Here is a 26,803-nt window from a genome sequence, read left to right as displayed (position 1 = left end):
GCCCCATAACGGGGCCATCGGCTTTTTTTGTCTCCGGAAGATGCCCTCCCGGAGACGGTTTTCCCCTTCCCTGGAGCCCCCATGGCCCGTTCCCCAAGTGAGACCCTCGACCTGCCGGTCCTGCCGCTGCGCGACGTAGTGGTATTCCCGCACATGGTCATCCCGCTGTTCGTCGGCCGCGACAAGTCCATGCACGCGCTGGAACAGGCGATGGAAGCAGACAAGCGCATCCTGCTGCTGGCGCAGAAGTCGGCCGAGACAGATGATCCGCAGGCCGCCGACCTCTACCAGGTCGGCACGCTGGCGCAGGTGCTGCAGCTGCTGAAGCTGCCCGACGGCACCATCAAGGTGCTGGTCGAAGGCCTGTCGCGCGTGCAGGTGACCAGCGTCAGCGAACGCGATGGATCACTGCACGGCCAGGCCGTGGAAATCGAGGCCGCCGATGCGCGCGAGCCGCGCGAGATCGAGGCCATCGCCCGCTCGCTGATGTCGCTGTTCGAGCAGTACGTCAAGACCAACCGCAAGCTGCCGCCGGAACTGCTGCAGACCCTGGCCGGCATCGATGAGCCGACACGCCTGGCCGACACCATCGCCGCCCATATCAGCGTGCGGTTGTCGGACAAGCAGCGCCTGCTGGAAACGCTGGCGGTGGGCGAACGCCTGGAGATGCTGGTCGGCCTGGTCGACGGCGAGATCGACGTGCAGCAGATGGAAAAGCGCATCCGCGGCCGCGTGAAGTCGCAGATGGAAAAGAGCCAGCGCGAGTACTACCTCAACGAACAGATGAAGGCCATCCAGAAGGAGCTGGGTGACCTGGACGATGCGCCGGGCGAACTGGAAGAGCTGGCGCGCAAGATCGCCGAAGCGGGCATGCCCAAGCCGGTGGAAGCCAAGGCGCGCAACGAGCTCAACAAGCTCAAGCAGATGTCGCCGATGTCTGCCGAAGCAGCGGTCGTGCGCAACTACCTGGAGTGGCTGCTGGGCGTGCCGTGGAAGAAGCGCAGCAAGGTTCGCAAGGACCTGAAGGCCGCGCAGGACACCCTCGATGCCGATCACTACGGCCTGGAGAAGGTCAAGGAACGCATCCTTGAATACCTGGCGGTGCAGTCACGGGTGAAGCAGATGAAGGGCCCGATCCTGTGCCTGGTCGGGCCGCCGGGCGTGGGCAAGACCTCGCTGGGCCAGTCCATCGCCAAGGCCACCAACCGCAAGTTCGTGCGCATGTCGCTCGGCGGCGTGCGCGATGAAGCCGAGATCCGTGGTCACCGTCGTACCTATGTCGGTTCGATGCCGGGCCGCATCGTGCAGAACCTCAACAAGGTGGGCAGCAAGAACCCGCTGTTCGTGCTGGACGAGATCGACAAGATGTCGATGGACTTCCGCGGCGATCCGTCTTCGGCGCTGCTGGAAGTGCTCGACCCCGAGCAGAACAACGCGTTCAACGACCACTACCTGGAAGTGGACCTGGACCTGTCCGAAGTGATGTTCGTGGCGACCTCGAACTCACTCAACATTCCGGGCCCGCTGCTGGACCGCATGGAAGTGATCCGCATCCCCGGTTACACCGAGGATGAGAAGCTCAACATCGCCACCCGTTACCTGTCGCCCAAGCAGATCAAGGCCAACGGCCTGAAGCCGGAAGAGCTGGAGATCGGCAGTGATGCGATCCAGGACATCGTGCGCTACTACACGCGCGAATCGGGCGTGCGCAACCTGGAACGCGAGATCGCCAAGATCTGCCGCAAGGTGGTGAAGGAAATCGCGCTGGGTGGGCCGCAGCCGGTGGCGAAGGCGAAGAAGGGCGCGCGCAGGTCCAAGGCGCTGGTGAGCGTGTCGAGCAAGAACCTGGACAAGTACCTGGGCGTGCGTCGCTTCGACTTCGGCCGTGCCGAAGAAGAGAACGAGATCGGCCTGGTCACGGGCCTGGCCTGGACCGAAGTCGGTGGCGACCTGCTGCAGATCGAATCGACGCTGGTACCGGGCAAGGGACAGCTGATCCTGACCGGCCAGCTCGGCAACGTGATGAAGGAATCGGCGTCGGCGGCGTTGTCGGTGGTGCGTTCACGCGCCGAGCGCTTCGGCATCGATGCGGACTTCCTGCAGAAGCACGACGTGCATCTGCATGTACCCGATGGTGCGACGCCGAAGGATGGCCCCAGTGCCGGTGCGGCAATGGTGACCTCGCTGGTGTCGATGCTGACCAAGGTCGCCGTGCGCGCCGATGTGGCGATGACCGGCGAAATCACCCTGCGTGGTCGCGTCACCGCGATCGGCGGCCTCAAGGAGAAGCTGCTGGCGGCTCTGCGCGGCGGAATCCGCACGGTGATCATCCCCGATGAGAACCGCAAGGATCTTGCCGACATTCCGGCCAACGTCACCCGCGACCTGGAGATCGTGCCGGTGAAGTACATCGAGGAAGTGCTCGATCTGGCCCTGGAACGTCCGCTGGCACCGAAGAAGACGCGCAAGAGTGCGCAGCGCGTCACGGTGCGCAGCAAGGCCAAACCAAGTGGAAACGCGCGCGTCAAGCATTGATGCGTCCTGTCGAAATGCTTGAAACCCGCGTCGTTGCTGGCTTTCCAGCTTGCGTGGGGGTAGGGCCGCTGGTATAAAAGCAGCACTCGCGAATGAGTGATCGCAGTCAGCGCTCACTGAATTCGGCGAACCGTTTCCACATGGCAACCGCATGCAGACGTCGTGCGGTTGCTTCCCTGTCGAATACGCGGAACCCACCGCCAAAGGAGTTGTACAGAATGAACAAGACCGAATTGATCGATGCCGTTGCTGAAGCTGCCGACCTGACCAAGGCCGAGTCCAGCCGCGCTGTCGATGCCGTCGTTGCTGCCGTCACCAAGGCGCTGAAGGACGGCGATGCGGTCACCCTGGTTGGCTTCGGTACCTTCCAGGTCCGCGACCGTGCTGCCCGCACCGGCCGCAACCCGAAGACCGGCGACACCATCAAGATCGCTGCTTCGAAGAATCCGTCGTTCAAGGCTGGTAAGGCCCTGAAGGATGCTGTAAACTAAGCGGCTCGCTGGGGTGCTTAGCTCAGCGGTAGAGCGTCTCCTTTACACGGAGAGGGTCGGGGGTTCGAAACCCTCAGCACCCACCACAGCACCGCGGTAAGTTTGAAATGTGGAGCGGTAGTTCAGCTGGTTAGAATGCTGGCCTGTCACGCCGGAGGTCGCGGGTTCGAGTCCCGTCCGCTCCGCCAACTCTAAGAGCCCTCGACGCAAGTCGGGGGCTTTTTCTTTGCGCCATTTCCATCATTCGATGCGCGCGAACGTGCAGATCGCCTGGGCAGGATGGCGCCAGGCCCTGCTGCCACTGCTTTTGGTCCACGCCGCGAAGCGGGTTACACTGCCCGGCTCGCCAATCAAGCCTTGTGATTTCTCACCATGCTGCAGAAACTCCGCGACAAGACCTCAGGCTGGATCGTTACCGTGATCCTGGGGCTGCTGATGATTCCGTTCCTGTTCGTGATCGACAACAGCTACCTCGGTGGCGTCGGCGCGCAGAACGTCGCCAAGGTTTCGGCACCGCCGACCTGGTGGCGCTCGGCGCCGTCCTGGTGGCCGGTGCGCATGATGTGGCAGCACCATGAGATCAGTGCACAGGACTTCCGCACCCGTTTCGAGCAGGAACGCATGCGCGAACGCCAGCAGCAGGGAGAGAACTTCGATCCGCGCGCGTTCGAAAGCACCGAGAACAAGCTGGCCGTGCTCGACCAGTTGATCGACGAGCAGGTCGTGCGCCTGGTCGGTGAGCAGGCCGGTGTCGTGATTGGCGACGGCGCTGTGCGCGAATACATCGCCACCATTCCGGGCTTCCTGGGCGCCGATGGCAAGTTCAGCGAAAGCAATTACCGTCTTGCCCTGGCCGGTGGCAATCCGCCGCGCACGCCGACCCAGTTCCAGGAACTGGTGCGTGAAAGCCTGCAGCAGTCGGTGATCCCATCGGGCCTGCAGAATTCCGGTTTTGTCACCCAGGCCGAGACCGAGCGTCTGTTGAAGCTGCTGGGCGAGACCCGCGATGTGGAACTGGCCGCGCTGCCGGAAGTTCCGGTGGATACCGCGCCGGTCACCGACGCGCAGATCAAGCAGTGGTACGACAGCCATGGCAAGGATTTCCGCCAGGCCGAATCGGTGTCGCTGGAATATGTCGAGCTCAATGGTGCCAACCTGCCGGCGCCGACTGCGGCCGACGAAGCGACCCTGCGCAAGCGCTATGAAGACGAGAAAGCCAAGTTCACCACGCCGGAACAGCGCCAGGCGGCGCACATCCTGATCACCGGCGACGGTGCTGAAGCCAAGGCCGCCAAGCTGGCTGTCGAAGCAAAGGCGGCAGGTGCCGACTTTGCCGCGCTGGCCAAGGCGAACTCGGAAGATCCCGGCTCCAAGGCGCAGGGCGGTGACCTGGGCTGGGTGGAGCGGGGCGCGATGGTCAAGCCGTTCGAAGACGCACTGTTTGCTGCCAAGGCGGGTGAGGTGATCGGCCCGGTCAAGACCGACTTCGGTTACCACATCATCAAGGTCGCAGCGGTTCGTGGCGGCCAGGGCAAGTCCTTCGAAGAAGTACGCGACACCTTGGCTGCCGAGCAGTTGAAGGCCGACGGCGAGCGCGGCTTCAACGATCTGGCGGGCCGCTTGGTCGATGCCATCAACAAGAGCCCGAGCGACCTGGCCGCGGCCGCCAAGGCGGTCGGCCTGTCGATGCAGACGCTGGGCCCGATCACGCGCACGACCGCCACCGGTATTGCTGCTGATCCGGCCGTGCTGCGTGCCGCCTTCTCCGACGTCCTGGTGCAGGACGGTACCGCCAGCGATCCGATCGCCCTGGGCGGCAGCAGCAACCACAGCGTGGTGATCCGCGTTGCCGCGCATACCCCGGAGCAGGCGCTGCCGCTGGACAAGGCGCGTGAGCAGGTGATCGCCGCGATCCGTGCCGACCGTCAGCGCCAGGCTGGTGACAAGGCCGCCGATGCCCTGCTGGCCAAGCTGAAGGCCGGCGCGACCCTGCAGTCGCTGGCTGCCAGCGAGAAGCTGCAGCTGAGCCCGATGCCGGGCCTGCCGCGCAGCCAGCCGGTGCCGACCCCGGAAATCAACCGCGCGATCTTCAGTGCGCCGCTGCCTGCCGAGGGCAAGCCGAGCTACGGCAAGGTCGATGTCAACGGCCATGCGCTGGTCTTCGCGGTGAACAAGGTCAACCCGGGCGACATCAAGGAAGTGACCGCCGAACAGCAGAAGCAGCTGAAGGACCAGCTGAGCCAGATCGACGGCATGGCTGCTGCCAAGGCTTACATCGAGGCGATGCGCAAGAAGTTCTTGATCCAGACCACCGAAGCGAACCTGTAAGCCCTCTGGCGAGCAGGAATGAAAAGGCCCGGCATTGCCGGGCCTTTTTTGTTGTCGCAACCCTGATCGATCGGTGACCTGCGCGATGAGTGACGACCAAGGTCGGCCGCTAGCAGGCGCGGAGCGACCTGCTCCTGCACTTCATCTTCTGGTCCGTGGGTGCCACCGGAATCTGTCCGCGGCCGGGCAGGTGGGCTGTGCAGGGGCGTGAGCCGCATGGGCCCGAGGCATGCCTCGGGCGGGTTGGGCAGGACGCCCAACCCCGGTCTTGCCGTGTGCGCAGGACAGCGCACGCGAGCAGGCGGCGACCGGGCTTACAGGGGTGAGGACGCTTTGCTTGCGAAGCACTGCTTCGCAAGCGCCCGAACGCACAGCCGCCAGCGGCTGGGCCGGTCCCCGGAGGGGGGGGACTTGCAGCGGCCCCTGCGCAGCCCATCTGCCCGGCCGCACACGAGCGATCAGGGCCACCCGCGAAGGGCTCCGCCGTTGGCCGGAAACCGCGCGGCAGCGCCGCGCCAACCTCAGTCCTCGACGCGCAGTACCGCGCCTGGCTTCAGCACGCTGCTGCCGCTCAAGCCGTTCAGCGACAACAGCGCCTTCACCGGCATGCCGTAGCGGCGGGCGATGGTCCATGCCGATTCGCCGTTGCGCACGGTGTGGCGACGGTTGCGCGGGCGATCGGCAGCTGACGCGACCACCTTGGCCACCTGCGGGCTCGGCGCGGCGCTGGCGGTGCTGGCAAGTGCAGTGGCAACGGCTGTGCTGGCGCTGTCGGCAACGTTCGCGTTGGACGCCGAAACCGGGGCCAGTACGCGGGCCGTGCCCGACGGGCGGTTGCCGGCGGCCAGTGCCGGATTCAAGCGGGCGATCTTCGCCGGGTCCAGCGCGCGCTGGGCGGCCCATTGCTGGACGCTGGTGCCCGCCGGCAGGGTGTGGTCCTTCAGCACCGGTACGGTGCGGTCCAGCGAGGCCATCACGCCCGGCTGGTCTTCCACGTCTTCCAGCACGCAAGCCAGGGCATGCAGCTTCTCGACGTAGGCATGGGTGACCGGCGACAGCCCGGGCAGGCCCGCCGGCTTGGCGTTCTGCGCATTCATGCCCGCCTTGCGCATGGACTGCAGCACGCGGTACTCGCCGGCGTTGTAGGCCATGGTGGCCAGGCGCCAGTCACCGCCGAACATGCCATGCAGGGTCTTCAGATAGCGCACGGCGGCCTGGGTGGACTCCACTGCCGACAGTCGGCCGTCGTAGTTGTTGCTCATCGGTACGCGATGGTTGCGTGCCGTGGTGGCGATGAACTGCCACAGGCCGGTCGGGCCGCTGCCGTTGCGGGCATTGGGCCGGTAGCCACTTTCGACGAAAGGAATCAGGGCGAATTCGGTGGGCAGGTTGGCTTTGCGCAGCTCTTCGACCACATAGCCGAACAGCACCAGCGCGTCGTCATCCTGGTTGGCCAACCGCGAAGGCGCGTGGGCGAACTGCTTCTGCCAGCGCGGGCTGGTGGCTTCGGCGTCACAGGTAGGTTCTGCAAGGCCGTCGCGGAAGCTGGAGAAAATCTCCTGGCCGTTACGTACCGATGCGGCCGGCAGCGTTGACGGATCCAGCGGCAGGGCCGAGGCGGCGGTCAGGTTCTGGCTGATGCCGGCGCCCAGCGATTGTGCGCCGGCAGTTCCGGCCAACCCCAGGACGAGACCCAGGGCCAGCGGCAGACTTCGGCGACTCATGCGCGGAAGCCGTCTTTCCAGTGCCGGAGACCGGCCATGACGTCGACGTCGTCCACGACTTCGCGCCCCAGGTGTGCCGACACGGCCGCGCGGATGGGCGCAGTGTGGGTACGCAGGAACGGATTGCAGGCAATTTCATCGGCCAGGGATACTGGCAGGGTGGAACGGTCATCGCGGCGCATGGCCAAAGCCTCCTCTTGGCGCTGCAACAAGGCAGCGTTGGCGGGGTCGACATGCCGCGCGAAGACGGCATTTGACACGGTGTACTCGTGAGCGCAACACAGCAGCAGTTGCGCGGGCAGGGCACCCAGCTTGCGCATCGATGCCAGCAGCTGGGACGGCGTACCTTCGAACAGGCGTCCACAGCCCAGGCTGAACAACGAATCTCCGCTGAAAAGCTGTTCAGCGGTGTGAAACGCGATGTGGCTGCGGGTGTGCCCGGGGACGGATAGTACGTGGAACATCCGGCCCAGTGCCTGAACACGTTCACCTTCACCGACCCGCTCGGTGGCCATCGGGATGCGCTCTTCGACCGGTGCGACCACGCGCACGCCGGGAAAACGCGCCTGCAGCGCCGGTACCCCGCCGATGTGATCGTCGTGGTGGTGGGTGAGCAGGATGGTGTCCACGCGCACGCCTTGGGCGGCCAGCGCCAGTACCGGCGCAGCGTCGCCGGGATCGACGACCACGGCAGCACCATCGTCGGCGATCAGCATCCAGATGTAATTGTCCGCAAATGCGGGCAGGGCAGTCAGTCGCATAGAATTGGACCATGCCCGCGCTGCAGAGCACCCGTCAAGCGAGCCAGGCTCCGTGGTTCGACAGCGAACCGGCGGAGGCTCTGCGCGTGCTCGAACGGCAGCTGCTGCTGCCGCAGCTGGCGCTGCTGCCGATCCAACCCTGGCTATGGATCGCCCCCAGCGCCGCCTGGCTGGCGGATGCGCGACTGGGCGGGCGTGGCCTGCGCCTGCATCGCCAGGGCAGTGGTTACGCCGGTGATGCGCGCTGCGCACTGCCCTTGCCGCTGCCCAACGAGAGCGTCAACGCCATCGTGCTGCAGCATGTGACCGTCGGTGATGCTGACCATCTGCTGGACGAATGCGAGCGCGTGCTGATGCCTGGCGGCCATCTGTGGCTGACCAGCCTCAACCCGTTCAGCCCGTTCCGCACGCGCTGGCGCCAGCACGGGCTGGTGGTGCGCACGCCGCAGCGGATCCGCCAACTGCTTGAGCGCCATGGCCTGGAATGCGAGGACATGCGTTACCTGGGGCCGATGTGGCAGGGTGCCGGCAGCCGCCGTCGCGGCGGCTGGGCCCCCTTGCGCGCGGCCTGCCTGTTCCACGCCGAAAAACGCACGCTGGCCCTGCCCGGGCCGACCCCGTTGCCCGTGCGCTGGCACGGCACCGTTGCTACCTGATCTGGAGTTGTATTGAAAACCATCGAAATCCACACCGACGGTTCCTGCCTCGGCAATCCCGGCCCCGGTGGCTGGGCGGCGCTGCTGCGCTACAAGGGGCACGAGCGCGAACTGAGCGGTGGAGAGGCGCATACCACCAACAATCGGATGGAGCTGATGGCGGCCATTTCCGGCCTGGAGTCGCTGACCGAGCCCTGCCAGATCGTCCTCTATACCGATTCGCAGTACGTACGGCAGGGCCTGACCCAGTGGCTGCCGGGCTGGATCCGCAAGAACTGGAAGACCGCCGGCGGTGACCCGGTGAAGAACCGTGAACTGTGGGAGCGCCTGCAGGCTGCCACGCTGCGGCACCAGATCGACTGGCGCTGGGTGAAAGGCCATTCCGGCGACCCGGACAATGAACGCGTGGATACCCTGGCCCGCAACGCGGCGATCCAGATCCGCGACGGCAGCCCGGTAAACTGAGCCCATGCGTCAGATCATCCTTGATACCGAAACCACCGGCCTGGAGTGGAAGAAGGGCAACCGCGTCGTCGAAATCGGCTGCGTCGAGTTGTTCAAGCGCCGCCCGACCGGCAATACCTATCACCAGTACCTGAAGCCGGACTGCGAATTCGAACAGGGTGCGCAGGAAGTAACCGGCCTGACCCTGGAATTTCTGGCCGACAAGCCGGAGTTCGCGCAGGTCGTGGAGGAGTTCCTGGCCTTCATCGATGGCGCCGAGCTGATCATCCACAACGCCGCGTTCGACCTGGGTTTCCTCGACAATGAGCTTTCCCTGTTGGGAGAGCAGTACGGGAAGATCACCGACCGCTGCACGGTGATCGATACCCTGGCGCTGGCGCGCGAGCGCTTCCCGGGCCAGCGCAATTCCCTCGATGCCCTGTGCAAGCGGCTGGGCGTGGACAACTCGCACCGCGCCCTGCATGGCGGTCTGCTGGATGCGCAGATCCTGGGTGATGTGTACATCGCGCTGACCTCGGGCCAGGAGGAGATCGGCTTCGGGCTGGGCGATGACGATGCCGGTGGCGCTGCGGCGTTGCAGGCGTTCGATGTGTCCAAGCTGCTGCCGCGGCCGCGCGTGGTGGCCACACCGTCAGAGCAGGAAGCGCATGCGGCGCGTCTGGAACGGCTGCGCAAGAAGGCTGGCCACGCTTTGTGGGACGGCCCGAAGGTGGAAGAGGCCGCGAGCGCGTAGGCGCAGCGGTGACGTGCGAAATGCAGCCACGCACGGGGTGGTGATGCGCGTGAAATGCAGCCACGCATGGCGTGGCTCTACTGTAGATCCACGCAATGCGTGGATGGCGTGGATCAGTGGCAGCGCACCAGGATCACGGTGATGTTGTCCGATGACGCGCCAGCGCAATCGCGCTGGCGCCCCACAATTTGCCTTGCAAATCGTGGGCCCCGTCTCACCAGCATCCATACCCCCACCGCTTCGCGGCCGCCCCCTGACTCAGGGGGCTTGCCTCCAGCCGGCTTCAGTGGCAGCGCACCAGGATCACGGTGATGTTGTCCGAGCCGCCGCCGTCGAGGGCGGAGGCGACCAGGCTGTCTACGCATTCCTGTGCGCTGGCATCGTCGAAGGCGAGGGTGCGGGCGATGCCGCGGTCATCCACTTCCTCGGTCAGTCCATCACTGCACAGCAGCAACTGCATGCCCGGGCGCAGCTCGCCGCTGGTGGTCGCCACGTTCAGGTGTGCCGGGTCGGTGACGCCCAGTGCCTGGGTGACCACGTTGCGGTGGGGATGGGCGCGCGCCTGCTCGGCGGTCAGGTTGCCCTGCGCGACCAGTTCCTGCACCACGCTGTGGTCCTGGCTGAGCTGGGCGAGCTGGCCATCGCGCCACAGATAGGCGCGGCTGTCGCCGACCCAGGCCACTTCGTAACGGTTGCCCTGCACTCGTGCAGCGACCACGGTGGTGCCCATCGGCAGGCTGTCGTTGCGCCGGCGCGAGGCGCGGATGATCTCTTCGTCGGCGGTACGGATCGCCTGCGCCAACGGCGCGCCACGGCGGATCTCACGGACGATGGTCTCGCGCGCCAGTGCGCTGGCCACCTCGCCGCAGGCGTGCCCGCCCATGCCGTCGGCTACCAGCCACAGGGCCAGCTCGCCGTCACCATAATAGGTGTCCTCGTTGAGCTCGCGGCGCAGGCCGGGGTGGGTGAGGTGTCCGAATTCGATCATGGTGGCTGCTGGGGACGGGGTAATGCCGGGGAGAACGGCATCATCACGGCCAAGCGGACATCCGGCAAGCCATGCAGTCAGGAAAATTTCACTTCATTGGGCGCAATGACTTGTCGTCAGCCGCGCTTCCTCGTATGATGCGCGTCCCCGGTTCGCCGGGGAACATCTGGAGAGGTGGCAGAGCGGTTGAATGTACCTGCTTTTTTAATCNGGCGCGGGGATGCGACGACGCTTCGCGCGTCGCCCCAAACGTTGCGATGCAACGTTCGGGCCCCTCCCTTTGCCGACCTTCCCCCGGATGCTTGAGTAGATCCACGCCATGCGTGGATGCTGTTCGCGTGCGGCGGGTTACCATGTATGCCATCACCTGCTGGAGCTCCCACGATGACTGCTGAAATCCTCGTCCCCGTTTCATTCGGCGAGCTGCTGGACAAGATCTCGATCCTGCAGATCAAGTCCGAGCGCATCAGTGACGAAGGCAAGCTGGCCAACGTACGCAAGGAGCTGTCCGCGCTGGAAACCACGTGGATGGCGCACCCGGCGGCAGTGAAGGACATCGCCAAGCTGCGCGCCGAGCTGAAGACGGTCAACGAGCAGCTGTGGGAGATCGAGGACGACATCCGCCTGAAGGACAAGGCGCAGGCCTTCGATCAGGGGTTCATCGACCTGGCGCGCAGCGTGTACCTGCGCAACGACGAACGCGCACGGATCAAGAAGGCGATCAACCTGGCGCTGGGTTCGGCGTACGTGGAAGAGAAGTCCTACCAGGACTACACGCAGCGCGCGTAATCCCAGGCGGCCCGACGCAGGAGACTCACGCCATGCGTGGATGGATCTCCCGGGTTGCGGGACGGTGCGGACCAGGGTCCGCACCCAGTAGACAGCGCCCAGCTGCCCGGCGTGCCACTCACCCCAGATGGTCGGCGACGTAACGCTCGAACGCGGCAATCACGTCCTCGACGGTGATCAGTTCCATCACGTCGTCGAATTCGATCTTGGTGCCCCACTTGAGGTCGGCTGCCTGCTTGCCCAGATACTTGCGCGCCGCGTCGTCGTAGCGGTCGGCGCAGTAGCGGCGGTCCGAATACGGGCCGCTGCGGTTCGGGTTGCTGGCCGCATGCAGGCCCAGCACCTTGGTACCCATTGCGTTGGCGATGTGCATCGGGCCAGAGTCCGGGGTCATCACCAGGTTGGCGCGGGCCAGCAGGGCCGGCAACTGCTTGAGTGTGTCCTTGCCGACCAGGTCCAGCGCCGGAACATCCAGCTGGGCCTGGATGGCGTCGGCCATGCTGCGCTCCAGTTCGCTGCGGCCGCCGCACAGCACGACCCGCCATCCGCGCGAAACGGCATGGTTGGCGACCTCGGCATAGCGGTCGGCGTACCAGTTGCGGCGCACGTGGCTGGAGCAGGGCGAGATCATCAGCACCGGCCGGCCATCGTCCTGCCATTGCGCAGCGGCCCAGTCATAGGCTGCCTGCGGCACGGCCAGGTCCCAGCTGACGTCGGTCTGGCGCAGGCCCAGCGGCTCGCAGAAGCTGCCGATGGCATCGAGCACATGGATGCCCGGGCGATCAGGGATGCGTTCGTTGATGAAGAGGCCGTGCAGGTCCTTGGAGCGGCTGCGGTCGTACCCGATGCGGCGCTCGGCAGGAATGAAGGCCGACAGCACGTTGGCGCGGAAGGCCACCTGCATCTGCAGCAGGGCCTCGAAACGCCCGGGCGGCAACTGCTTGCGCAGCTCCTTCACTCCGGCCATGCCGGTCTTCTTGTCGTAGGCGTGGAAGGTGACGCCCGGCAGGCCATCGAGCAGCTTCTGTCCGACCTTGTCGATGATCCAGTGGATCGGCGTGTCCGGGCGCGCGGCCTGCAGGGTGCGCACCAGCGGCACTACGTGGGTCACATCGCCAAGAGCGGACAGGCGCAGAAGACACAAGGAGGAGGACGCTGATGCCATGTGTTGTTAGACTCAAAGGAATGGTCGCATTCGACGCCAATGAAGCGCTGACGCCATGCCGCGAGGGTCGCGGCATCGGGGCCATTCTGTTCGACCGCGAGCGGCTGCGGCAAGCCGACATCGGTCTGTTCTCGCCACAGCACTGGGCCGGCAAGGCCCGGCCGGTGGGTGAGGGCGGCCGTGGCAGCGCCTGGTTCGTCGATGCGCCGTTCGGCGCCAGCGTGCTGCGGCACTACCTGCGCGGGGGGCTGGCGGCCCGGATCAGCCACGACCAGTACATCTGGCGGGGGGCGGACCGGACCCGCAGCTTTGCCGAATTCCGGCTGATGCGCGCGCTGCGCGAGAAGAAGCTGCCGGTGCCCCGGCCGATTGCCGCCTTCTATATGCGTGAAGGCCTGCGCTACCGCGCCGCGATCCTGATGGAGCGGATCGAAGGGGTGCGCTCGCTGGCCGACCGCGCACTGGTGGCCGGGCGCGGGGCGCCGTGGGAGGAAACCGGGCGGATGATCGCGCGCTTCCACCGTGCCGGGCTGGACCATGCCGATCTCAATGCGCACAACATCCTGTTCGATGGCAACGGCCATGGCTGGCTGATCGACTTCGATCGCGGGGTGATCCGCATCCCGGCCACCGCCTGGCGCGAGCGCAATCTCAAGCGCCTGCTGCGCTCGCTGATCAAGCTGCGCGGTGAGCGCAGCGTGGAAGACGTGGAAAAAGACTACGCGCGCCTGCGCCGCGCCTATGACATGGCCTGGAACCGGGGCACCTGATGGACTGGTCGTTGCGTTTCCTCGGCGTCGGCAATGCGTCGGCGGTCGAGCTGGGTTCGCCGATGTCGGTGATCGAGCGCGATGGCCGGCCGTGGCTGACCATCGACTGCGGCGGCGAAGGCCTGACTGCCTTCAAGGCCCATTACGGGCACATGCCGCAGGCGCTGTTTGTTACCCATGTGCACCTGGACCATGTGGCCGGTTTCGAACGGCTGTTCGTGGATACCTTCTTCAGCGCGCAGCGGCGCGGCAAGGTGCGCCTGTACGTGCCGGCCACGGTGGTGCCGCTGCTGCACAAGCGCATCGGCGATTACCCGAACGTGCTGGCCGAGGGCGGCGCCAACTTCTGGGATGCCTTCCAGCTGATCGTGGTGGGCGATGCGTTCTGGCACGAGGGTGTGCGGCTGGAGGTGTTCCCCGTGCGCCACCACTGGCCGGAGACGGCCTATGGCTTGCGCCTGCAGGGCGCGCTGACCTGGAGCGGCGACACCCGGCCAATTCCGGAAATGCTGGCGCGCTATGCCAGTGACAACGAACTGATCGCCCACGACTGCGGGTTGCACGGAAATCCTTCGCATACCGGGGTGGATGACCTGGAGCGCGAGTACAGCGCCGAGCTGCAGGCACGGATGATGCTGTACCACTATGCCAGCGTGGCCGATGGCCAGGCCTTGGCCGCGCGTGGGCACCGGGTGGCACAGCCGGGGCAGTGCGTGGCGCTGGCGACCCCGACGGCGCCGCACGTGCTGGCGCAGGATCCGCCGTGAGCAGCGCCGGCCACGCCGCAACGCCGGCGCTGGCCGCCGAACTGGAGGGGCTGGAACGCGCACTGCATTGCCCGCAGGTGCGCGCAGATCATGAGCGTCTGGCGGCATTGCTGGATGAAGATTTCAGTGAGATCGGCAGCTCCGGCCAGTGCTACGGCCGTGAGGCCGCGCTGGAAGAGATCCCGCTGGAGCGTGCGCAGGTGGTGATCGAGTCGGACCAGTACGCCGTGGGGATGCTGGCAGAGGGCCTGGCCCAAGTGCGTTACCGCAGTCGCTATCACGTCGATGACCAACCGCAGCGCTGGGTGTTGCGCAGCTCACTGTGGCGTCAGCATTCAACGGGGCTGGCGGATGGTGTTCCACCAAGGTACGCCTGAGGCGCGGTAGCGCCGGGGCATGCCCGGCGAAGGGCGCCAACCAAGGCTGGCATCTACCGGAGCGGGGCTTCGCCGAAAAGGCGGTGGCCCCGCCGGCTGACCTCGGCGCCCGCGTCGATCGATACCGTTGCTGCCTTCCGGCCCTGGCGGAGTTTTCGACCTAGCGTCGCGAGGGGCCGACGGGGCCACCATAGAGACGTTGGCCCCCCGGAGGCGGCCGATTCACGGATCAGGGGAAGCAGCGCGTTGTGCGCCGGAGACCACAGCCGGACTGCACATCGGCTTACCGATGGCAGACGCGCATTCTAGCGCAGGCAGGTGCGTTGATGCCAGCTTCATGCACTGAATCCGATGTAACCCTGTGCCCCCAGCGTCGGTCGGTGGCTGCCGCCGTTGCTAGAATCCGGTCCCAGGAGGAACGACCTCCCCCACATCGGGATTCAATGACCAGGACGGCCTGGCCCTACCAAAGGAGGGCTGTCATGGCCTGGATCCATCTGATGTTTGCCGGCCTGCTGGAAATCGTCTGGGCCGTGTCGATGAAGCAGTCTGAAGGCTTCACCAAACTCACCCCCACCGTCATCACCATCGTCGGCATGATCGCCAGCTTCTGGCTGCTGGCCGTCGCCATGCGCAGCCTGCCGCTGGGCACCGCCTATACGATCTGGACCGGTATCGGCGCGGTCGGTGCTTTCGTGGTCGGCATCGTGTTCCTGGGCGAGCAGGTCAGCCCGATGCGGATTGGCGCGGCGGTACTGATCGTCGCCGGCCTGGTGCTGATGAAACTCTCCAGCAGCTGAGGCCGGTTACGAATGCGGCGGGAATATGGATATTCCCGTTCTGCAGAAACAAGAGAATATGCATTTTCGGCAAAGTCGTGACGACTGCCGTGATTATTTGACGGCCATCATGAAAATAACGTGCCGGATTCACGTGGTGCTGGCGTTGACGGCCGCACAGTGCGCCCATTCGTCAAGCGAAACCGGGGAGTTTTCGTGCTGACGAGCATGCAGGGGCGCGCAGTTCCTGCAGCGCTTGCACGTGAAAGTGTGACTGTTTTTCAAGGTTGATGCCGCAGGTCTTGTTCCCGGGTGGAGCAGGGCGGGACGAAATCACCTCCGAAAAAACATCACCTGCAAAAAACCTGCCTGCTGTGCCACCGGTCATTTCATGGAGATTTACCGATGAACCGCATTTACCGTCTGGTTTTCAACCGTGCCCTGGGTGTGATGCAGGTGGCCTCGGAAATCACCCGGAAACCGACGGGAGGCGGTATCACGGCAACACGGCGCGGGATGAAACTACAGCGATTGGCCGTGGCACTGGCGGTGACACTCACCAGCGGTTCGGCGTTTGCAGCCTGCAGCACGGTCGGCTCGGTGATTACCTGCGATGGCACGACGGACCAGAACAATCTTTCCAGTACCGCCAACGGCGTGACCCTGAACATCGCCACCGGCGCGGTGCTGAGCGTGCCTCCGGTGCTGGGGGGCACTGCGGTGACGCTGTCCGGCAACGGCATCACGGTGAACAACCAGGGCACGATCGATCCCACCATCAACGGCGGCTTGAGCCTTGCGGCGGCGGGCATGGTGCTGGGCAACAACACCGCCGGTGGCAATACCATCAACGTCAACAACCAGGCGGGCGGCAGCATCAAGGGCCTGGTCAACATCGGTTCGATTCTTGGGTTTGGTGGACAGGCACTGGTCACGCAGAACACTGCCGGTGGTGTCACCAACATCACCAACGACGGCACCGTGGACATGTCCATCCTCGGGGCGGGGCTGTTCACCACTGCCGACGCCGCTGCCATCGTCAGCTACGGCGGTGCGCAGACCAACCTCACCAACAGCGGCAGCATCACCGGCCGCATAGGTCTGGGCGGATCAACAGCGGGCAATAATGTGATCAACGCTGGCAGCATCACCGGCAGCGTGCACCTGGGCAACTCCACGACGACGGGAAACACGTTCACCGCCGTGTCCGGTTCAAGCGTCAACCGCGGCGCGCTGGCAACGGGCGTTGCGGGCGTTCTGGGCACCGTAGGCGTAGATCTGGCCGCTGCCGGTATTGTCGATGGCGGTACCGGTGCCAGCGATCGCCTGCTGCTGCAGAACAGCGCTTCGGGCCCCGGCGCGGGTACCGGCGGGACGGTGACCAACCTCGTTTGGGGCAATTACAGTGGATTCGAGACCCTGACCGTCAACAGTGGTACCTGGAACCTGCAAGGTGCCTGGACCGGAACCGGTGCCACGATCAACGATGGCTTGGTCACCTTCAACAACGCGGCGTCATTCGGTACCGGTACCTTCAACGTCAATGGCGGCGCCATCGCGGCATCGGTGGGCGGGCTCACGCTAGCAAATCCCGTTGCGCTCAACACTGGCAGACTGACGCTGGGCGGCACCAACGCCTTCGGCTTGAGCGGCGTGCTGTCCGGTGCCGGCGGGCTCACTGTCAACAACACCGGTGTGGTCACGCTGGGCGGCGCGAACCTGTTCGGTGGCGGCGTGAACCTCAACGCAGGCGGCCTGCTGCTGGGCAACGCAGGTGCGCTGGGCAGCGGTGCGCTGACCGTGGGCGGCAACGCATCACTGGATACCAGCGGGGCCTTCAACCTGGCCAACAACATCGTCGTCAACGGCGGTGGCAACCTCAATCTGCTCGGCGGTAATGCGGTCACCCTCAATGGCTCGCTGTCCGGTGCAGGCAACCTGATCAAGAACGGCGCCAGCACGCTCACCTTGGGCGGTGCAAACACGCTTACCGGCAATGTGTCTATCGCAGGCGGCGCGCTGGCGCTCGGTGCAGGTGGCAGCCTGTCACCGTCCGCTGCGATCTCGCTCACGGCAGGCACGTCGCTGGACCTCACTGCCGCAGCCAACCAGACCGTCGGCTCGCTGGCCGGGCTCGGTGGAACGGTCAACCTGGGCACTCGTACACTTACTCTAGGCGGCCTCGGCAATACTGCCTTCGCCGGCAACTTCATCGGCACTACCGGTGGCCTGGTCAAGGTCGGTACCGGAGTACAGACACTGTCCGGCAGCAACAGCTTGAGCGGTGGTTTTGCCCTGAATGGTGGCGGCCTGCTGCTCGGCAACAACAGTGCATTGGGAACGGGTGTGCTGAGCGTGGGCGGCGAGGTCACGCTGGATGGCACCACCGCAGCGCTCACCCTGGCCAACGACATCGCGCTCGGCGTCGGCGGCTCGCTTGCGCTGCAGGGCGGCCAGCCCGTGGTGTTGAACGGGGTGATCTCCGGTGCCGGCAGCATTGGCAAGAACGGCGCATCGCTGCTCACCTTGAACGGCGCCAACACGTTCAATGGCGGCCTCGTCGTCAACGGTGGCGGCCTGCTGTTGGGCAACGGCAGTGCGCTCGGTACCGGCCTGCTGGACATCAACAACGCCGCGACGCTGGATACCTCCGCAGCCCTGACCCTGGGCAATGACGTGATCATCGGCGCGGCAGGTTCGTTGAACGTGCTGGGTGGCAACGCGCTGACTCTCGACGGGGCGATTTCCGGTGGAGGCGGCCTGCTCAAGAGCGGTGCGTCCACGTTGACGCTCAACGGCGCCAATACCTTCACTGGTGGCCTGAACATTGCGGCCGGCACCGTGGCGCTGGGCAGTGGTGGCAGCCTGGCCGCGACCGGCGCGGTCAGCCTGTCGGGGGCTGGGGCGGCGCTGGATCTTTCCCTGGCTGGCAACCAGACCATCGGTGCACTGTCCGGCGTGGCAGGCTCCACCGTGGCATTGGGCGGCAATACGCTCACCTTTGGTAGTGCGACCGACCAGACCTTCACTGGAGTGATCAGTGGCGTCGGCGCAGGCCTGGTAAAGAACGGAAGTGGTGTACAGACGTTGACCGGCGCAAACACCTTCACCGGCGGCGTCGCGCTCAATGCTGGCGGTCTGCTGCTGGGCAACAGCGGTGCACTGGGCACCGGCGCGCTCAGCGTCAACGGTGCCGCGACGCTGGACGGCAGCTCTGCGCTGACCCTGGGCAACGCGGTCAACCTCGGTGCCGCGCTGACCCTGGGCGGCAGCAACAACATCACCCTGACCGGCGACATCTCCGGCGTCGGCAGCCTGACCAAGAACGGCGCCTCGCTGTTGACCTTGAACGGCACCAATGGCTTCAGCGGTGGCCTCAACCTCAATGCCGGCAGCGTGCTGCTGGGCAGCAGTGCGGCGGCCGGTACCGGCGCGCTGAACATCGGCGGCAACGTGTCGCTGGACGCAGCGGTTGCGCTGAACCTGAGCAACAACGTGGCCTTGGGTACCGGTGCGATTCTTACGCTCCCCGGCAGCCAGAACATCACGCTGGGCGGCGTGGTGTCCGGCGACGGTGGCCTGGCGAAGAGCGGCGCCACGGTGTTGACGCTCAACGGTGCCAATACCTTCGGTGGCGGCCTGAACCTGGCAGGCGGCGGCCTGTTGCTGGGCAACAGTGGAGCGCTGGGAACCGGTGTGCTGAACGTTGCTGCGAACGCCAGCCTGGATAACAGCATTGCGCTAGACCTGACCAATGCGGTCAACCTTGGCGCAGGCTCGGCACTGACGCTGATGGGCAGCAATGCACTCACGCTCGATGGCGTGATTTCCGGCACCGGCAGTCTGGTCAAGAACGGCCCCGGTACGTTGACCCTCGGCAACGCAAACGGCTTCAGCGGCGGCCTGGCGTTGAACGGCGGCAACCTGCAGTTGGGCAACGTCGGCGCTCTGGGAACGGGTGCGCTCAACGTCGGCGGCAATGCAACGCTGGATACTGCCGCCGCCTACACCTTGGGCAACGCGATCAACCTGGCCTCGGGCACGACGCTTGCCCTGCAGGGCAGCAATGCGCTGACGCTTGGCGGTGTGGTGTCCGGCAATGGTGCACTGGTCAAGAACGGTGCAGCCACACTGACGCTGGCCAATGCGAACACCTACGCCGGCAGCACCACGATCAACGCCGGAACCCTGGCGCTTGGCGCAGGCGGCAGCCTCGCTGTCGGGGGTGACGTCACCCTCGGCGGCGCCGGCGCGGGCTTCGATATATCGGCGGCAACCGGCAACCAGACCATCGGCGCGCTGAATGGCGTGGCCGGTTCGACGGTCGCGCTGGGAGGGAACTCGCTGACCTTTGGTACGGCAGCCGATGCGGTGTTCGATGGCGTGATCAGCGGAGGCGGCGGCCTGGTCAAGGTAGGGACGGGCGTGCAGACGCTGTCGGCTGCCAACACCTTCGGCGGCGGCGTCAGCCTCAATGCCGGTGGCCTGCTGCTCGGCAATGACGGGGCACTGGGCAGTGGTGCGCTGACCGTGGGTGGCGCGGCGACCCTCGACACCAGCCTGGCGGCAACACTGGTCAACAATATCGCCCTCAACGCCGGCCTGACCGTGCTCGGCAGCAATGCGCTGACGCTCAACGGGGTGATCTCCGGCACCGGCAGCCTGACCAAGAATGGTGCTGCCACGCTGACCTTGAACGGCGTGAACACTTATACCGGCGGCACCAACGTCAACGCCGGCACGCTGGCCCTGGGAGCAGGTGCAAGCCTGGCTGCCAGTGGCATCGTCAACCTGGCAACCGGCGCTACGCTGGATCTCTCCGCGGGCAGCGGTGCCCAGACCTTCGGCACCCTGACCGGCAGTGGCACGGTCAACCTGGGCGCAAACTCGATCACTGTCGGCGGGCCGACCAACGGTGTCTTCAGCGGCTCGATCGCCGGCACCGGTGGCCTGATCAAGGAGGGGGCCGGCACTGAAACGCTGACCGGTACCAACACCTTCACCGGTGGCACCCTGATCAATGCGGGAACGCTGGCGATCGGTGCCGGTGGCAGCCTGGCGGCAACCGGTGCAGTCACGCTTTCCGCGCCGGGCACCGGCTTCGACATCTCCGCAGCTGGCAACCAGACCATCGGCGCGCTCAACGGCGTCGCCGGCAGCACCGTGGCGCTGGGCGGAAACACGCTGACCTTCGGCGGCGTTGGCAACGGGACCTTCGATGGCGTGATCGGTGGGACCGGCGGGCTGGTCAAGAACGGTACGGGCATCCAGACGTTGGACGGCGCCAACGTCTTCGGTGGCGGGGTGGCACTCAACGGTGGCGGCCTGGTGGTGGGCAACAATGCCGCGCTGGGTACCGGCGCGCTGACCGTGGGCGCCAACGCATCACTGGACAGCAGCATCGCTGCGGACCTCGGCAACAACATCGGCCTGCTGGCCGGTGCCACGCTCAACCTGCTTGGCAGCAATGCATTGACGCTGGGCGGGGCGGTCACCGGCGATGGTGGCCTGATCAAGAACGGGGCGGCGACGGTCATCCTGACCGGCAGCAACACCTTCACCGGCGGCACGGTCGTCAACAGCGGCACGCTGGCGATCGGGGCGGGCGGCAGCCTGTCGCCGATCGGCGAGGTAAACCTGGCCGGGACCGGAACCTTCGACCTCTCCGCCGGCGGCAACCAGAGCATCGGTTCGCTGGCGGGCGTGGCCGGCAGCACGGTGTCGTTGGGGGGCAACAGCCTGACGCTGGGAGGTACCACCGACGCGACCTTCAACGGTGCCCTGACCGGCAGCGGTGGGCTGGTCAAGAATGGCAGCGGCGTGCAGACCCTCAGCGGTGCCAGCACGTTTGGTGGCGGCGTCACCCTCAATGCCGGCGGCCTGGTGGTGGGCAACAACGCTGCGCTGGGAACCGGCACGCTGACCGTGGGGGGCATTTCCACGCTCGATTCCAGCAGTGCGGTGACCTTGGCCAACGACATGGTGCTCAACGCCGGCCTGACCGTGCTTGGCAGCAGCGATCTCACGCTCAACGGCAACCTGTCGGGCGCCGGCAGCCTGACCAAGGACGGCGTTGCCATCCTCACGCTCAACGGCACCAACACCTATACCGGCGGCACCTTCATCAACGCGGGCACGCTCGCGCTCGGTGCCGGTGCCAGCCTCAGCGCAGGCGGCATCGTCAATCTGGCCACGGGCGCCACCTTCGATCTTTCGGCCGGCAGCGGCACGCAGGTATTCGGCACGCTGATCGGCAATGGCACGGTCAACCTCGGCGCGAACACGTTGACCATCGGCGATGCCACCAATGGTGTGTTCAGTGGTTCGATCGGCGGCACCGGTGGACTGATCAAGGAGGGCACCGGTACCGAAACATTGACCGGCACCAACACCTTCACGGGCGGCACCACCATCAACGCCGGCACGCTGGCGATCGGCGCCGGTGGCAGCCTGGCCGCAACCGGTGCAGTGAACCTGGCCAACGCCGGTACCGGTTTTGACATCTCCAGCGGTGGCAACCAGGCCATCGGTACCTTGTCCGGCGTTGCCGGCAGCACGATCAGCCTTGGCGGCAACACACTGACCACCAACGCAGCGGGCAACAGCACCTTTGCCGGGGACATCAGTGGCGCCGGTGGCCTGGTCAAGAACGGTGCCGGCGTGCTCGGCCTCACCGGCAACAACACCTTCGGTGGCGGAGTGGCCCTCAATGCCGGTGGTCTGTCGCTGGGCAGCAGTGGTGCCCTGGGCACCGGCACGCTGACCGTAGGCGGTGACGCCACGCTGGACGGCAGTGTGCCGCTGACCCTGGCCAACAACGTGCAGCTGGCAAGCGGCACGTTGACCCTGCTGGGGGGCACGCCGCTGACGCTGGACGGCGATATCGCCGGCAGTGGCAGCCTGCTCAAGGATGGTGCGGCGACGGTGACCCTGGGCGGTGCCAGCAGCTACGCCGGCACCACGACGATCAACAGCGGCACCCTGGCGGTCGCCGCCGGTGGCAGCCTGTCCTCGGCCAGCACAGTGAACCTGGCCGGCGCCGGAACGCTGGACATCAGTGCGGCCGGCAATCAGGCCATTGGTGGCCTGGCCGGTGTTGCCAGCGGCAACGTGGTGCTCGGCGGTTCCACCCTGACCACCGGCGGCAGCAATGCCAGCACCACCTTCGGTGGCACCATCGGTGGCAGCGGTGGCCTGGTGCAGACCGGCACCGGCACGTTGACCCTGACCGGCAACAACACCTACACCGGCGGCACCACCATCAACGGTGGCAGCACGTTGCAGATCGGCAATGGCGGCGCGACCGGTGCGATCATCGGCGACGTGACCAACAACGGCGCACTGGTGGTCAATCTGTCGGGCAACACGACACTCGGTGGCACCGTCAGCGGCAGCGGTGGCCTGACCCAGGCAGGCAGCGGCACGCTGACGCTGACCGGCAACAATACCTATACCGGCGGCACCACCATCAATACCGGTGGCACCCTGCAGGTGGGGAATGGTGGTGCAACGGGGTCGATCATCGGCGACGTCGGCAACAACGGCAGCCTGGTGTTCAACGTGGGCGGCAACACTGCGCTCGGTGGCGTGGTCAGTGGCAGCGGCGGTCTGACCCAGGCCGGTGCCGGTACGCTGACCTTGACCGGCAACAACACCTATACCGGCGGTACCACGATCAACACCGGCGGCACGCTGCAGGTGGGCAATGGCGGGGCCACGGGTGCGATCGCCGGCAACGTCAGCAACAACGGCAGCCTGGTGTTCAATGTCAGCGGCAACACTACGGTTGGCGGCGTGGTCAGTGGCAGTGGCGGGTTGACCCAGGCCGGCAGCGGAACGCTGGTTCTGACCGGCAACAACACCTATACCGGTGGCACCACGATCAACACCGGCGCTACCGTGCAGATCGGCAACGGCGGCGCCAGCGGCGCGGTCACCGGCAACATCACCAACAACGGTGGCCTGGTGGTCAACACCGGCGGCACCACCACGCTGGGGGGCAGCATCAGTGGCACGGGCAGCATCGTGCAGGCCGGCCCCGGCCTGCTCAACCTGGGCGGCAACAGTGGCGGTTTCACCGGTACCGGCCAGGTCACCGGTGGTGGCCTGAATGTCACCGGCACCGTCGGTGGCCAATGGACCATCGGCAGCGGCACTACGTTGTCGGGTACCGGCACCATCGGCGGCAGCGCTGGCGGCGTCACCGTGAGCAGCGGCGGTGTGCTGTCGCCGGGCAACGGCCCGGGCAATGGCAGCAGTGGCGGCAACGGTACGGGCGCGATCACCGTGGGCGGCAACCTGACCCTGGCACCGGGCAGCACGCTGTCGGTCGATCTGGGCGCCACCGGCAGTGACGTGGTGCAGGTAGGCGGCAGCGCGAACATCGGCGGAGCATCGGTGGTGGTCAATGCCATCGACCCGAACACCAGCTACCAGCAGGGCCAGCAGTACACGATCATCAACGCAGGCGGCGGCGTCAGCGGGCAGTTCGTACCGCCCACCACCACTTCGGCGTTCCTCTCACTGAGCCCGGTCTACACCGCGAATGCCGCGCAGCTGAAGATCGATGTGAAGCAGACAGCGGCCTTCGTCACCGCTGCGCAGACCCGCAACCAGCTGGGCGTGGCATCGGCGCTGGACAGCCTGCCGCAGACCGGCGCGGCGCTGGGCCTGTACAACACGCTGCTGGCCTACGACACCGCCACCGCGCGCAACGCGTTCAACCAGCTCTCCGGTGAAGTGCATGCAGCCAGCCGTGCAGTGCTGCTGTACGACAACTACCTGGAAGAGGGCATCCGCCAGCGTCTTGGCAGCGAGTTGCCGACGGTGCGTGGCGAGCGTGCTTCGGCATGGCTGGCCGGTAGCGGCAAGGTGTTCAAGCAGGACGGCGATGGCAACGGTGACCAGATCCGTGCCAACCGCAATGCACTGATGGCCGGCGTCGATTGGAAGCTCGGCGAGCATGTGGTGCTGGGTGCCGCGGCGGGCAGCGAGCGGCTGGATACGCGGCTGTACGATCGCCAGTCGCGTGCACGCCTGCGTGGCAACACCTATGGACTGTATGCGCAGGGCGAGTGGAACAACGGATTTGCGGTCGGTGGCAGTGTGTCGCGCGGCGATTATCGCACGCGCACCACGCGTGAAGTGCCGCTGCTGGCACAGACGCTCCACAGCCGCCAGGATTCGGATGTCACCATCGCCCAGATGGAAGGCAGCTGGACCTGGACCCATGGCAGGACGCAACTGCAACCGTATGTGCAGTTCACCAAACACTGGGTGGACAGCGATCGCGCGGTGGAGCAGGGCGGCAGCGCGGCGCTGGTACTGGAGGGCGGCAAGGACACGCTCAATGTCAGCACCGTCGGCGTACGCGGCCGCTGGGATGTGGGCAGCGGCGAGCGCTATCCGGCCCAGCTGACGGTCGGCCTGGGCTGGCAGCATGCGTCCGGTGACACCGACGTGGCCAGCCGGCAGAGCTTCGCCGTCGGTGGCACGGCGTTCGATGCCTACAGTGCAGTGATGGCGCGCAACGCGCTGGTCAGCCAGGTCGGTGTGGCCGTCGGCCTGGGACGCAGCAGCCAGCTGTCGCTGTTCGTGCAGGGCCAGCATGGCGACGGTCGCAACGATATTGGTGGCCAGTTGAACCTGCGCGTCGGGTTCTGAGCCAGCGCGTGTCTTCGACGGATCCACGCCATGCGTGGATCCGTCGGGAGCCGGGTTACAGCACCCGCTGCATCTCCACGGCGTCGATCCCGGCGCCGTGGCCATCGGCTACCACGCGTACCACCTGGAAGCCGAGGCCGGCATAGAAGCCCTGCGTGTGCTGGCTGGTGCTGAGCGTAATGCGCTGGACCGATGGGTCTGCTTCGGCCAAGTGAAGCCGGGCCACTGCCAGCGCGCGTCCCAGCCCCTGTCTGTGGCGACTTCGTTCGACCATGCCCCAGCACAAGCTGGCGCTGCCATCGCCGCAGTGCCAGAGGCCGCCGCAGGCCGCCACCTGGCTCTCGACCTCGATCACCTGGAAGGTGCGCTGCACGGCATGTTCGTGCAGGAAGCGCTCGAAGTCACCCCGCTCTGCCGGTGCGAAGTAGGTGGGCACGTTGCTGTCGAAGATCGACATGCAGGCGGTGAGGTCGGCGCAGCGATAGGGGCGGGGTGTCATGAATGACTGTCATCGTGGTGGCGGGCACATTGTGCGCGAGGTCCGGACCATTGATGTCCGGATATGGCGAGCCCGGAAACCGGTTCGGGCGCAGACTGCGGGTGCCCGTCATCAGGAGGAGCCATGTCCAACGTTCACCAGAACTTCGTTCAACTCCATCAACGCGGCGGTCTCTATGTGCTGCCCAACGTATGGGATGCCGGTGGCGCCCGCCTGGTCCAGCAGCAGGGGGCTCTCGCGGTGGGAACATCGAGTGCTGCCATGGCGTGGTCCTGCGGCTATGCCGATGGCGGTGCGCTGCCGGATACCGCGCTGCTGCAGCGGGTTTCAGAAATGGTTGGTGTGACCTCGCTGCCGGTCACGGTCGATATCGAGGACGGTTACAGCGATGTCCCCGATGCGGTCGCTGAGCGGGTGCTGCGCCTGGTGGAGGCGGGTGCAGTAGGGATCAACATCGAAGACGGTGCCGGCAGCCCCGCGGCGCTGGTGGACAAGATCACCGCCATCCGTTCGGCGCTGGGCGGACGACCGCTGTTCATCAATGCGCGCACCGACGTGTATCTGCGCGGCCTGGCCGAAGGGAATGAGGCGGTGGGAATGAGCATCGATCGGCTGCAGGCCTATGCACGTGCCGGTGCCGACGGCGGCTTCGTGCCCGGGCTTCGCGCGCTGGACGAGGTTGCTGCGGTTGCCGGCGCCGTGCCGCTGCCTCTCAACCTGATGTGGCTGCCAGGGATGGCGCCGTTTGCTGCGCTGTCGCAGGCCGGTGTGCGGCGGCTCAGCGCTGGCCCGGCCTTGTTCATGCACGCATGGACAGCGATGGCTGCGGCGACCACGGATTTTCTCGGCGGTGTGATGGCGATGCCCGAGGGCGCACCGGGCTATGCGGCCTTGAACCAGCTGTTCAGCGAAAGGTGAGGGCGCAAGGCGGGGCGCGCCGACAGGCTCGACCACGGGCGGGTAGTCGATGTGACCGGGCGAGGCATCCACGCNTGNCNTGGATCTACTGCCGTATCTGGAGGAACAAGCCCCTCTGTTGAGGGGCTGCCCCGACAGGGGCGGGGAGAGGCCGGCGAAGGGAGGGGCCCGAACGTTGCGCAGCAACGTTTGGGGCGAAGCGCGCGCAGCGCACTTCGCGGTCCCCAGCCAGATNAATAAAAAAGGCCGCCCAACGGGCAGCCTTTTTTATTTATCTGGCGGAGAGNGGGGGATTCGAACCCCCGAAGCGCGGTTTAGACGCTTACACACTTTCCAGGCGTGCTCCTTCAACCACTCGGACACCTCTCCGGATCCCTGCCATCGGCAAACGCCTC

The 26,803-nt window shown here is 66.0% G+C and carries 17 protein-coding genes, 3 tRNA genes, 1 other RNA gene and 1 pseudogene; 15 read left to right on the top strand and 7 right to left on the bottom strand.

The annotated features are described in order from the left end of the window. The first annotated feature begins 81 nt into the window (after window positions 1-81). The 5 genes from lon to TEP_RS15000 all read left to right on the top strand — a co-directional run bounded on the left by lon (window position 82) and on the right by TEP_RS15000 (window position 5,354). Window positions 82-2,535, top strand: coding sequence for an endopeptidase La (lon, locus tag TEP_RS15020; protein WP_132825808.1), 2,454 nt, complete (start codon window positions 82-84; stop codon window positions 2,533-2,535). 218 nt (window positions 2,536-2,753) lie between these two features. Further along, window positions 2,754-3,026 carry an HU family DNA-binding protein gene (locus TEP_RS15015; RefSeq protein ID WP_004146343.1) on the top strand — a complete coding sequence of 91 codons (273 nt, stop codon included), beginning with the start codon at window positions 2,754-2,756 and terminating at the stop codon, window positions 3,024-3,026. An 11-nt stretch (window positions 3,027-3,037) separates the two neighbouring features. Continuing rightward, window positions 3,038-3,112: transfer RNA gene (locus tag TEP_RS15010), tRNA-Val, on the top strand. Between the two features lie 25 nt (window positions 3,113-3,137). After that, window positions 3,138-3,214 (top strand) — tRNA-Asp (locus tag TEP_RS15005). A 184-nt stretch (window positions 3,215-3,398) separates the two neighbouring features. Beyond that, window positions 3,399-5,354 carry a peptidyl-prolyl cis-trans isomerase gene (locus TEP_RS15000; protein ID WP_132825807.1) on the top strand — a complete coding sequence of 652 codons (1,956 nt, stop codon included), beginning with the start codon at window positions 3,399-3,401 and terminating at the stop codon, window positions 5,352-5,354. A 521-nt stretch (window positions 5,355-5,875) separates the two neighbouring features. On the opposite strand, the gene TEP_RS14995 is transcribed toward TEP_RS15000, so the two are convergent. Next, window positions 5,876-7,078, bottom strand: a complete 1,203-nt coding sequence (locus tag TEP_RS14995; protein ID WP_132825806.1) for a lytic transglycosylase domain-containing protein — start codon at window positions 7,076-7,078, stop codon at window positions 5,876-5,878. Beyond that, on the bottom strand, window positions 7,075-7,839 hold the full coding sequence (gene gloB / locus TEP_RS14990; protein WP_132825805.1) for a hydroxyacylglutathione hydrolase: 765 nt from the start codon (window positions 7,837-7,839) through the stop codon (window positions 7,075-7,077). The genes TEP_RS14995 and gloB overlap by 4 nt, the downstream gene beginning before the upstream one ends. A gap of 11 nt (window positions 7,840-7,850) precedes the next feature. Here gloB and TEP_RS14985 point away from each other — a divergent pair, with 11 nt between their 5' ends. Genes TEP_RS14985 through dnaQ form a run of 3 tightly spaced genes read left to right on the top strand, consistent with a single transcriptional unit; the run spans window position 7,851 to window position 9,693 of the window. Then, window positions 7,851-8,495, top strand: a complete 645-nt coding sequence (locus tag TEP_RS14985; RefSeq protein WP_132825804.1) for a methyltransferase domain-containing protein — start codon at window positions 7,851-7,853, stop codon at window positions 8,493-8,495. A gap of 12 nt (window positions 8,496-8,507) precedes the next feature. Beyond that, entirely contained in the window at window positions 8,508-8,960 is a 453-nt protein-coding gene (rnhA, locus tag TEP_RS14980) for a ribonuclease HI (RefSeq protein WP_049468386.1), read from the top strand. Window positions 8,961-8,964: 4 nt separating this feature from the next. Beyond that, window positions 8,965-9,693, top strand: a complete 729-nt coding sequence (gene dnaQ / locus TEP_RS14975) for a DNA polymerase III subunit epsilon (protein ID WP_132825803.1) — start codon at window positions 8,965-8,967, stop codon at window positions 9,691-9,693. Between the two features lie 283 nt (window positions 9,694-9,976). On the opposite strand, the gene TEP_RS14970 is transcribed toward dnaQ, so the two are convergent. After that, complete coding sequence (locus TEP_RS14970) at window positions 9,977-10,681, bottom strand: protein phosphatase 2C domain-containing protein (RefSeq protein ID WP_025878157.1); 705 nt, start codon at window positions 10,679-10,681, stop codon at window positions 9,977-9,979. A gap of 384 nt (window positions 10,682-11,065) precedes the next feature. On the opposite strand from TEP_RS14970, the gene TEP_RS14965 reads away from it, so the two are divergent. Then, window positions 11,066-11,470: a DUF6165 family protein gene (locus TEP_RS14965; protein ID WP_049468383.1), complete on the top strand. Its 405-nt coding sequence runs from the start codon at window positions 11,066-11,068 to the stop codon at window positions 11,468-11,470. Window positions 11,471-11,588: 118 nt separating this feature from the next. Here TEP_RS14965 and TEP_RS14960 read toward each other — a convergent pair whose 3' ends face one another. After that, window positions 11,589-12,635 carry a glycosyltransferase family 9 protein gene (locus TEP_RS14960; protein WP_132825802.1) on the bottom strand — a complete coding sequence of 349 codons (1,047 nt, stop codon included), beginning with the start codon at window positions 12,633-12,635 and terminating at the stop codon, window positions 11,589-11,591. 20 nt (window positions 12,636-12,655) lie between these two features. Between TEP_RS14960 and TEP_RS14955 the strand changes: the two genes are divergently transcribed. The 3 genes and pseudogenes from TEP_RS14955 (at window position 12,656) to TEP_RS14945 (ending at window position 14,559) form a co-directional block, all read left to right on the top strand. Then, window positions 12,656-13,405, top strand: a complete 750-nt coding sequence (locus TEP_RS14955; protein ID WP_025878162.1) for a 3-deoxy-D-manno-octulosonic acid kinase — start codon at window positions 12,656-12,658, stop codon at window positions 13,403-13,405. Beyond that, complete coding sequence (locus TEP_RS14950; RefSeq protein WP_132825801.1) at window positions 13,405-14,172, top strand: MBL fold metallo-hydrolase; 768 nt, start codon at window positions 13,405-13,407, stop codon at window positions 14,170-14,172. The genes TEP_RS14955 and TEP_RS14950 overlap by 1 nt, the downstream gene beginning before the upstream one ends. Then, a pseudogene (locus TEP_RS14945) lies at window positions 14,169-14,559 on the top strand (DUF4440 domain-containing protein). The gene TEP_RS14950 and the pseudogene TEP_RS14945 overlap by 4 nt, the downstream one beginning before the upstream one ends. Before the next feature lie 76 nt (window positions 14,560-14,635). Here the strand turns inward: TEP_RS14945 and ffs are convergent. Beyond that, an RNA gene (gene ffs / locus TEP_RS14940) (signal recognition particle sRNA small type) lies at window positions 14,636-14,732 on the bottom strand. A gap of 299 nt (window positions 14,733-15,031) precedes the next feature. Between ffs and sugE the strand changes: the two genes are divergently transcribed. Beyond that, window positions 15,032-15,349 (top strand): quaternary ammonium compound efflux SMR transporter SugE, encoded by a 318-nt coding sequence (gene sugE, locus TEP_RS14935; protein WP_132825800.1) that lies wholly within the window; start codon window positions 15,032-15,034, stop codon window positions 15,347-15,349. 384 nt (window positions 15,350-15,733) lie between these two features. Beyond that, a complete protein-coding gene (locus tag TEP_RS14930; protein ID WP_132825799.1) occupies window positions 15,734-24,991 on the top strand; it encodes an autotransporter-associated beta strand repeat-containing protein in 9,258 nt (3,085 codons plus the stop codon). Window positions 24,992-25,046: 55 nt separating this feature from the next. On the opposite strand, the gene TEP_RS14925 is transcribed toward TEP_RS14930, so the two are convergent. Beyond that, window positions 25,047-25,490: a GNAT family N-acetyltransferase gene (locus TEP_RS14925; RefSeq protein WP_132825798.1), complete on the bottom strand. Its 444-nt coding sequence runs from the start codon at window positions 25,488-25,490 to the stop codon at window positions 25,047-25,049. Window positions 25,491-25,613: 123 nt separating this feature from the next. Between TEP_RS14925 and TEP_RS14920 the strand changes: the two genes are divergently transcribed. Further along, window positions 25,614-26,408 carry an isocitrate lyase/phosphoenolpyruvate mutase family protein gene (locus TEP_RS14920; protein ID WP_132825797.1) on the top strand — a complete coding sequence of 265 codons (795 nt, stop codon included), beginning with the start codon at window positions 25,614-25,616 and terminating at the stop codon, window positions 26,406-26,408. A gap of 276 nt (window positions 26,409-26,684) precedes the next feature. Here TEP_RS14920 and TEP_RS14915 read toward each other — a convergent pair. Further along, a tRNA-Ser gene (locus TEP_RS14915) sits at window positions 26,685-26,777 on the bottom strand. Window positions 26,778-26,803 lie beyond the last annotated feature (26 nt).

The organism is Stenotrophomonas sp. TEPEL, from assembly GCF_004348785.1.
GTDB lineage: Bacteria > Pseudomonadota > Gammaproteobacteria > Xanthomonadales > Xanthomonadaceae > Stenotrophomonas > Stenotrophomonas indicatrix.
This window is presented reverse-complemented; position numbering and strand designations above follow the sequence as displayed.